Annotated in this window: 8 protein-coding genes; 5 read left to right on the plus strand and 3 right to left on the minus strand. The window is 47.9% G+C overall.

Going from position 1 to position 9,391, the window contains the following annotated elements; all coding sequences use genetic code 11:
- Positions 1-109: 109 nt before the first annotated feature.
- Positions 110-1,051 (plus strand): 4-(cytidine 5'-diphospho)-2-C-methyl-D-erythritol kinase, encoded by a 942-nt coding sequence (gene ispE, locus PN462_RS11390; protein ID WP_272128338.1) that lies wholly within the window; start codon positions 110-112, stop codon positions 1,049-1,051.
- A 169-nt stretch (positions 1,052-1,220) separates the two neighbouring features.
- Here the strand turns inward: ispE and PN462_RS11395 are convergent, their stop codons facing one another.
- A complete protein-coding gene (locus PN462_RS11395) occupies positions 1,221-1,922 on the minus strand; it encodes a hypothetical protein (RefSeq protein WP_334310449.1) in 702 nt (233 codons plus the stop codon).
- Between the two features lie 417 nt (positions 1,923-2,339).
- Between PN462_RS11395 and PN462_RS11400 the strand changes: the two genes are divergently transcribed.
- From PN462_RS11400 to PN462_RS11415, 4 genes are all read left to right on the plus strand, one after another.
- The gene (locus PN462_RS11400) at positions 2,340-2,942 is read left to right on the plus strand and encodes a hypothetical protein (protein WP_272128339.1); all 603 of its coding nucleotides are present in this window, start codon (positions 2,340-2,342) and stop codon (positions 2,940-2,942) included.
- 326 nt (positions 2,943-3,268) lie between these two features.
- Positions 3,269-3,835: an HMA2 domain-containing protein gene (locus PN462_RS11405; RefSeq protein WP_272128340.1), complete on the plus strand. Its 567-nt coding sequence runs from the start codon at positions 3,269-3,271 to the stop codon at positions 3,833-3,835.
- A 7-nt stretch (positions 3,836-3,842) separates the two neighbouring features.
- Entirely contained in the window at positions 3,843-6,128 is a 2,286-nt protein-coding gene (locus tag PN462_RS11410; RefSeq protein ID WP_272128341.1) for a heavy metal translocating P-type ATPase, read from the plus strand.
- A 109-nt stretch (positions 6,129-6,237) separates the two neighbouring features.
- On the plus strand, positions 6,238-6,576 hold the full coding sequence (locus PN462_RS11415; RefSeq protein ID WP_272128342.1) for a hypothetical protein: 339 nt from the start codon (positions 6,238-6,240) through the stop codon (positions 6,574-6,576).
- Between the two features lie 159 nt (positions 6,577-6,735).
- Here PN462_RS11415 and PN462_RS11420 read toward each other — a convergent pair whose 3' ends face one another.
- Positions 6,736-7,062: a DUF5132 domain-containing protein gene (locus PN462_RS11420; protein ID WP_443029145.1), complete on the minus strand. Its 327-nt coding sequence runs from the start codon at positions 7,060-7,062 to the stop codon at positions 6,736-6,738.
- A 383-nt stretch (positions 7,063-7,445) separates the two neighbouring features.
- Positions 7,446-9,236: a serine/threonine-protein kinase gene (locus PN462_RS11425; RefSeq protein WP_272128344.1), complete on the minus strand. Its 1,791-nt coding sequence runs from the start codon at positions 9,234-9,236 to the stop codon at positions 7,446-7,448.
- Positions 9,237-9,391: the final 155 nt, after the last annotated feature.

Genomic DNA, 9,391 nt, shown 5'->3' on the forward strand with positions numbered 1-9,391 from the left:
CTCCCCCATCTCCCCCATCTCCCAACCTTGGATAACAAAAGTTTGCGCGGGTCTGCTCAGGGGGGGGAGTCAACGCCTATGATACGGGAAGGTAAGTTTAAGATGTTGTATGAAACAGTATTCTTTATTAGCTCCCGCTAAAATTAATTTGTATTTAGAAATTGTAGGCGATCGCAGCGATGGATTCCATGAACTGGTGATGATCCTGCAAAGTATCGACCTAGCGGACCGGGTTGAGATTAAACCCGCAGGCCGCCAGACCATTCACCTCCATTGCAACCATAGTCACCTCAGCGACCCTCAGACGAATTTAGCGTATCGGGCAGCGGCCTTTATGCGCGATCGCTACCTTGATCAATTTAACCATCATGGTGGGGTGGACATTACCCTAGAAAAAAATATTCCCATTGCGGCAGGGTTAGCCGGAGGGTCAGCCGATGCGGCGGCGGTTTTGGTGGGGTTAAACTCCCTGTGGGAATTGGGACTCACCCAACCGGAATTACAGGATTTAGCGGCGGAATTGGGGTCAGATGTTCCCTTTTGCGTTGCGGGGGGGACGGCCATTGCCACAGGACGAGGGGAACAACTAGACTTTATTCGCGGTTATTCGGGGATGTGGGTGGTTTTGGGGAAACATAAAAGCCTCGAAGTCTCCACTCCTTGGGCTTATACCACCTATCGCCATCAGTTTGGGAAAACCTATAAAGAACCGGAAGAATTTTCTGACCAAGTGAAACGGGTGGAGTCGGGGGAGTTAGTGGAAGCTATTGCTAAAGAAAATAGTAACGCGATCGCGCAACACCTCCACAATGACCTCGAAGAAGTCGTCCTCCCCGCTTACCCAGAAGTCGCCAAACTGCGAGAAGCATTTAAACAAAGCAATGCTTTAGGGACCATGATGTCTGGGTCTGGCCCCACAGTGTTTGGTCTCTGTGAGTCCCAAAAACAAGCCCAAACCGTAAAAAAACAGGTCGCCGAACAAATGGCCGACCCTGATTTACAATTATGGGTGACATCTTTTGTCAGCCAAGGTATTGCAGTAGGGACTTAGTGAGTAAGGGATAATGGATAATTATTGATTACCCGTTATCCTTCTTTCTACCAAGAACAAAGAATCCTAAACAGTAAACGTCGTCCGTAACGTCCCTATAATCACCTCTTGGTTAAACTCATTCGCCGAAAAAAGCCAGATTAACCCAGGGGTGAGGGAAATATTTTCACTAAATTTTCACTAATCGGATAACGATGGTTAAGCCAACATCAAGATCACCGAAGCCAAAATGAACCTGGCCCAAAGCCGCATATTCGCCATTAAATACCCCCCGACTGGCATCACTGGCCCCCGGCCCCGCCAAATAGCCCAAAGTTAAACCCGCCCTCTCATCCTCCGTCAAGGGGAGGTGAAACGCCGCCCCTGCGCCCCCTCCAATGCGATAGATCGGGCTTTCTGTGGCAAAAACAGATAATGCCCCATTACCGCCATCAAAGTCCTGAAATGAACCACTGAGCGTAGGGGTGATATCATGCCAATGGCCGCCAGTTGCCGCAATATACAGTTTGGCCGACCCCACGGGGAAAAAGTAACCGATTTTGGCTTCATCGAGATTAAACGTTTGGGCCGTTTCCCCCGTGTTGCCTGTAAAAGGGGCATTCACGGGACGGAGGAGGACGGGGGGAAAGGCCGGAGCCCGAAATCGGCCAAAACTATTGGCAGTGAAGGGAAAGAGGTTGGTTTCCGCGATACGGATGAGCAAGCGATCGCGCCCGGTAAAACTGGTTGTAAAATCAAGACGGGCCCGGCCACCAAACACCAACTCCGACCCATTCTCCACAAACGCATCCACCCGAGGCACAGCATTTAACCCTAACTGGTTGGCGACCTGAGTTAAACTCCTCCCCACATCCAGAGACACCCCAGGCAAAGTTGATTAGCGTTCATGTGTATACACCAACGAGAGATCGAGATAGGCTTATATTATGTCGTTGTTTGGAATTCAATGTAAGTAATTTGTTATTGGTGAATAATAAAAACCCCATTTGTCGTTCGTAGTCAGGGCTTTAGCCCTTTCAAGTTTTTGGGAGCATCAGAAAATAGGAAAGCATTTGGAGAATGTCTTATATAGCCTGCCTAAATAGGTTATGAACGCACTTATCGCCGTATTTCACCCATGGCAAAAATTGAAAATTAAAGTGTTTATACACTATCTAAGATCGCTATACTCAAGAAATTATGGACTTTCTAAACTAAAAAATAACTGTGCATATTTTCTGGTAAGGTGCAATCTTTAGTTGCTTGTTTTCCTTTCAACAACAAACAAATACATTAAGGAAAAAGAACCATGTCAGACAAAAGTCAAGAAACAACAGAAGCTGTCAAGCAAACAGTCCAAGATGCTGTAAACGGGTTAAAAATTTTTGCAACAAATCCTGTAGGAGGACTTCCCGAATTTTATAAAGGACTTGGAGAAAAACGATCTCTAGGCGTAGGTATCGCCTTTGGAATTTTCTTCGTTGTCTGTTTTGTGTTTGGCTTCGGTAATCTTTTTCAAGTATTTGCTATGTCAACTAATTCGGACGAAACGCCTTTTTTTCAAGTTGCATTTTTTGGCGCACTATTAGTAATAAGTATTGTCGGTTCTAGCTTTGTTACTCGATTACTCTTTCGAGGTTCGGGAAGCATATCAGGAGATGTCTTCATTGCTGGAACTGCTCTATTACCTACAAGTTTCCTAATTCTTTTAATTGGACTTTTAGGAGCTGGCAATTTAGAAATATTGATCGTTCTCGGCATTTTAGCCATTACTTATACAATTTTGATGATCTACACAGGCTGCAACAAAATTTCAAGAATTTCCGAATCTGTAGCCGCGTTAGCAGTAGCCATCATGATTGTTTTGAGTACTTGGCTGTTTAAAGTTCTTGTTATTGCACAATTAACTTAGAAAAAACTAAATCAGAGCTTGATTGCTCACTTTAGAGTGCGTTGGATGGAGAGCAAACTGCAAACAACACTCCAAAATAAGTTCACCCAACGCACCTTATCTTGTCAGAAGAGTAGAGGATATAATGCGTTCAACCAAGAGTCAAATGAAGAGAGAAAATTAAGGGAATTGACCGTTGAACGCACCCTACCATTTTCCCGACGCTCCCCTATCTTCCCCAGTTTGTCTAGACTCCCCCCCACCTGCTACAGTAGTGATAAAATTTCTCAATTATCGCGGGAATTGAGAGACCAGTTAGTCATCGTCTCACGAAAGGAACATTAAGAATGACCAATGCTACATCCGGGTTAGAGATGCAATCCTCCCAAAACTCAGCCATTGCCAGTCGAGTGGGTCAAGTCCTCGAAGACTATAGCGAAATCGTTGCCATTGTCCCCGTCTTGGCAGGAATCTTCGTCACTAATCGGTTACAATTGCGAGGGGCCCAAGCCTTACTGGTGAACCTGTTAATTGCCGCCATGGTGCGTCAAGGAGTGGTGCAATTAAAACAACAGGCTCATCCCCAAACCGCCAATGAGTCCAACCCAGAAGGCAATAATCATCAAGCTACCCCACAAGGCCAAGAGGATTATACAATTGTTCACTCCATTCCCGGACGCATTCGCCTACGGATTCCCAAGTTAGTCAGTGATGAGATGTATGCAAAACGTCTCCAAACTCTATTATCTGGGGATGCACGAGTTCAGCAAGTGCGCGTCAATCGTGCGGCTGCTTCCCTCGTCATTCAATACGACGGTACGGGGGTATCGGAATTAGAGTTAGGAATGTACTTGCTCAACATCTTAGAACAAGCCGAAAATCCCACCCCTGAAACACCAACCCATTCTGATTAAGATACGAATGATCTCTTTAACCCCCACCCCTCCGGCTTCTCCTCAGCATTCTGGTGCAGATTATCACATTGTCCATCGTTTACCTGGTCGGATACGCCTGCGAATTCCCCTGCTGGGGGACTTTCCTCATCATGCCGCCACGCTGCGGGAGATATTGGAACAAACTGCCGGGGTGACTCATGTTCGCATTAATGCCGCCGCCCGGTCGGTTATTATTGGTTATGCTCCCGATAGGGTGACAGAACAGGCGTTAGCAGGGCAAATACAAGCCTATTTACCCCAGTTGGGGCAACCGTCTCCAGAGCCAATGAGTAAACCCCAGACGGCAAAACAGACGGGAATTGCTGCTCCTCCGGCTAAGATGATCACTCAATTGCCCACCCTTACCCAAACCGCTTGGTCGAATTTACAATTGCCGGGTTTAGCGGCATTACTCGCCCTCTTGAGTCGCGTTTCTCGGTTAGGAATGCTGCGGCCTGTGGCGGGAGTGGCGTTTTTGGCGGCGGCGTTTCCGGTGGCTCAACGGGCGTTTGAGAGTTTGGTGCAACAGCGCAAGCTGAATATTGATTGTTTGGACTTTCTGGCTTTGAGTCTGAGTGCGTTGCAAGGGAAATTAGTAACTCCGGCGATGGTGATTGTCCTCCATGAGTTGGGGGATGCCATTCGGGAACAAACGGCTAGAGTGACGGAAGTTCGGACGGCAAATTTACAGGATGCCATTGGGCGGTTTGCTTGGGTGCAACGGGAAATTGGGCAACCCCCACAAAAAATCCCCAGTGAGTCGGTACAGGTGGGGGATACGGTGATTGTTTATCCGGGGGAACAGATTCCGGTGGATGGGACGGTGTTACACGGGGAAGCGATTATTGACCAACAAAGTCTGACGGGGGAGGCGATGCCTGTGGTGCGTCGTGAGGCGGATCGGGTGTTGGCTTCTACGTTGTTGCGATCGGGCCAAATTCATATTAAAGCCGAGCAGGTGGGAACGGAAACGAGGGCGGCGGCCAGTATTGCGCTGTTACAAAAAGCTCCGGTTCACGATACCCGCATGGCCAATTATGCGGAGAAAGTGGCCGATCGCTTGATTCTCCCGGCCTTACTCTTATCTGCGTTGGTTTTAGGGGTGAGTCGTAATCCGGCGCGGGCGGCTTCTATCCTGACGTTGGATTTTGTGACGGGGATTCGCGTGTCTCTACCGACGGCCTTTTTAGGGGCGTTAAACCATACGACGCAACACGGGCTTTTAGTCCGCAGTGGGCGCACTTTGGAACAGTTGGCGGAGGTGGATACGGTGGTGTTTGATAAAACGGGGACTTTGACTCAAGGATCGATCGCCGTAACCCGAGTAAAACCTGTTGGAGGGATGGCGGAGGCGGAGTTGTTGGGACTCGCTGCGGCGGCGGAACAACGGCTCAATCATCCGGTCGCTCAGGCGATTGTGGAGTATGCTCATCAACAGGGGAATCCGTTACCGAAGCGGGAGGACTGGTTTTATGAGGTGGGGTTAGGCGTACAAGCAACCATCGCAGGCCGTGAGGTTTGGGTGGGTAGTGAGCGTTTTCTCCAGCAAGTGGGGATAGATTGGGGAGAAGGCCATGAGAGTGCCGAGAGTCGTTTGGCGGCAGAGTATGGGGAGGAGGAGTTACAGTCGCGGATTTATGTGGCTTGCGATGGCATAGCGTCTCCGGAGGGGAAGGGCGTTTTTTGCGGTGTAATTGAATATACTGATCCCCTGCGGCCAGATAGTGCGGCGTTGATTAATACTCTACAAGAGGAGTACGGGTTAAAAGTGTACTTACTCACCGGAGATCATCCCCAACGGGCTGCTCAAGTGGCCAAAAGCCTGAAAATTCCCACGGCACAGGTTTATGCAGAAGCCTTCCCCGATGAAAAAGCGCGAATTGTGCGTAATTTACACTCCGCCGGACGGACGGTGGCCTTTGTGGGGGATGGGTTAAATGATTCGGTGGCTTTGGCCTATGCTGATGTGTCTGTGTCCTTTGCCCAAGGGTCGGATATTGCGCGAGAAACGGCGGATGTGGTGTTGATGAATAATCAGTTAGACGGGTTATTAGAAGCGGTTTCTATTGCGCGACAAACCCAAGCCTTGATTGAGCAGAATATTGCCCTGGTGGTTGCGCCGAATTTGGTGGCGTTGGGGTTAGCAACTACTATGGGACTGAATCCGTTGATTGCCACGGCGATTCATAATGGGTCTGCGATCGCGGCTGGCGTTAATAGTTTACGCCCCTTAGTCCAACATCAATTAGAGTTAGATCAACCCCAGTCATAAACCTTTTTTGAGTCTTGCAAAGAATTGTCATTAATTGAGGCAATCCTGTTATTCTAGAAGTAAGCTGAATCTTGGTAATCCTATGTCCTTGATCCATTTGGAAAAGTCAGTGCTTACCTTCCATTTCAAGGAAATTCTCGAAGATGGGAATGGTAATCACCCCTTGGCTTGGTTAGGGTTGGGGGTATTGGTGTTAAGTCCTAAATTGTTCCCGACTTTAACACAACCCTCCCCACCAGAGACTCCCTCAAACTCCGTCAAAAATGGAGTTAACCGAGGGTTGCCCACGTCTGGCCGCAAAGAAATTCCCCTCTCGCAATGGGTGGCTGAACTGAAAAAACAAGAATCGTCCCAAGCTGGTGATACGGTGCTTGATGTGACTCCCTCCTCTCGGCAGTTTTCTGAGCAACGGGTTTCAGTGCCAAGTCGCTCTTATGAGCAACAGTAATTTTGAATGTATCGAATAATTTAACCGCTCAAGAACGAAGCGTATCGAGGTCTGAGTTCGCTCTTGAGGGTTAGTTTCCCGTGGTTTCTTACTGTTAATAGGTTGAAGATTAACGTTTAACAGGATTTTGCGGTTTCGCCACAAAGTGTAATTGTGCCATTATCCCTCAGTGTTAGGGGATTGAGGGGGGGTGCTGGCAGGGGTAAAAGCGGCTTTTTGCTGGGCTTCGGCCTGTGCTTCGGCTTGCGCTTCTGCGGCAATATCTGCGATGGCTTCTCCGGTTTCCGCGATCGCACCTTTAGTTTTTTCGTACAAAGAAACCCCGGATTTAATCGAGGCTTTGAGAACAGGTTTCATCAAGGGTAAAATCACCGGAGTCAGCGCAACCGTTGCCACTCCCACCGCAACAGCTTTGGCATTGGGGTTAGCCGACAATTGAGCAATTCTTTCTCGTAATCCAATATTACCCTGATTCATGTGATGGATATGTCTGGGAGTGGCGGGTTGGTTATTCATGTGTTGCATAATTGCCCCTTTTACTATTTGTAGAGCTTATTTTATTTTACCACTGAGAAAGCGGGTTTTTGTGGTCAGTTTGGGGTGAGGAGCAGAGTTTTGGCAAGAAGGCTGAGAATCCTACGACCACAATCTTTTATCACAATCTTTGATTTGATAAAGGTAGTTCACAAATCATCCTTGGGTTGAAACCCAAGGCTAAGAGCTTAAACCCGTTAAAAACGGGTTAAGAGACCAACGAGGCACTGAAAAATCTAGCCGTTACTCTATCAGGGGTGAAAGAAGCTCCCTTGCGAGCTTACTACGAACAGATCAATAATATCTGAATGCTGATCAACCCGGTTTCTGGTTTTCTATAATTCTCCTTCGATTGACCATAGTTTAACCGTTTTGTCAAGACTTCCACTGGCTAAATATTTGCCATCGGGACTAAAGGCTAAACTGGTAATGGCCGCCTTATGTTCTAATAAGGTTTTTTGTAATTGTTGGCTAGTGGGAGACCAAAGGGAAATTGCTGCATCTTCTCCCCCACTGGCTAACAAATGACCATCAGGACTAAACGCAACAGAAGTCACGGTTTTTTGATGTTGCGGTAATGTCGCTTTAATTTGACCTGTGGCCACATCCCACAATTTTACCGTGCGGTCTTGACTACTGCTGGCTAAGGTTTGACCGTCGGGACTAAAGGCCAGGCTGGTAATTCCGGCAAACGTCCCCCTGTGACCTTGTAGAATAGTCCGGGGTTGTCCCGTGGCCATGTCCCAGAGATAAATGACTTGGTTTATCCCCCCACTGGCCAAAAGTTGACCATCGGGACTAAAAGTTAAACACCAGGCCCCCGGAAAGTTTTTGCTGTGTAATTCTCCTAATGGGTGTAACTTGGGGAATTTCCAGAGTTTTAAGGGATGGTTGGCCCCTCCGGTGACTAAAATTGCGCGTTTGGGGTGTAATGCGAGAGTCATGAGGGGGTTACAGGTTTGGGTGAGGGGAGATAACCGTTTTCCGTTGGAGAGTTGCCAGTATAAGAGGTCTCCAGACCGACTCCCGGTGATGAGGGTTTGCTGTTGGGGGGTGAATGCGAGGGTGGTGACTTCCCCTTGGTGGCCGGTGAGGGTTTGTAAGTCGGGGAGTAAACCTAACTCCCATAAGTTTACCGTGCGATCGCAACTCCCACTAGCCAAATATTTTCCATCGGGACTAAAGGCCACAGATAAAATTTTATCGGTATGTCCAGTTAAAGTATGCTCACAACGACAACCTTGGAGAAAGCGTTGGGGGTTGGTGTCGAGTTGTTGTAGAATAGCTTGGGCAGATTGAAAGCGCGATCGCGTGGCCTTCACCAACATCCCCTCCAATAACTGCACCCACTGTTCCCGCAAGGGAAACTTGAGATGCGCTTTCCACTGCCACGCCGCCTCATGAACATCATACAATTCCAAGGGACTCACCTGAGTTAATAAATGCAGACAAGTCACCCCCAAACTATACAAGTCACTAGCAAAACTCGCCTTTCCTAACGTTTGTTCTGGTGCAGTATAACCCAAACTGCCAATACTTGTCCCCGTCTTCCCTAAAACACTTTCCGTCGCATATTTCGCCGCCCCAAAATCCACCAAAAACAAGCGGCCATCGGACTTTCTCCGAATAATATTCTCCGGTTTAATATCCCGATGAATCACATTTCCTCCATGAATATACTGTAAAAGCGGCAAAATTTCCCGTAATAACTGCTCAATTTTGCGCTCACTAAACGGCCCTTGTTTGGCCAACTCCTCCCCCAAATCTTGCCCATCAATCCATTCCTGTACAATATACTGTTGCCCCTCTTGCTCAAAATGAGCATATAATTCCGGAATCTGAGGATGTTTCCCTAATTCTTCCAACCGCACCGCTTCCTGTTGAAATAAATAAGCGGCCTTCTCCCCCGAATGGGTTTCTTGAGGATAAAATTGTTTCACCACACAATAGGGTTTAGACGGTTTATACAAATCTTCCGCCAAAAACGTCCGTCCAAACCCTCCCATTCCTAATAATTCTTGTAACCGATACCGTTGGCCCAAACTTAACCGCGTCCCACACCCCTGACAAAACTGGGCAATATCAGCATTAATAGGACGACGACACAACGGGTTGGGACAGTACATTTTTTTTGGTAATTGGTGGAACAGGGAACAGGGAACAGGGAACAGGGAATAATAGGGAACAGGGAATAGGTAACAGGTAACAGGGAATAGGGAACAGGGAACAGGGAATAATAGGGAATAGGGAATAGGGAACAGGGAATAATAGGGAATAGGGA

It is taken from the genome of Spirulina sp. CS-785/01 (genome assembly GCF_028330525.1).
GTDB lineage: Bacteria > Cyanobacteriota > Cyanobacteriia > Cyanobacteriales > Spirulinaceae > JAQMSD01.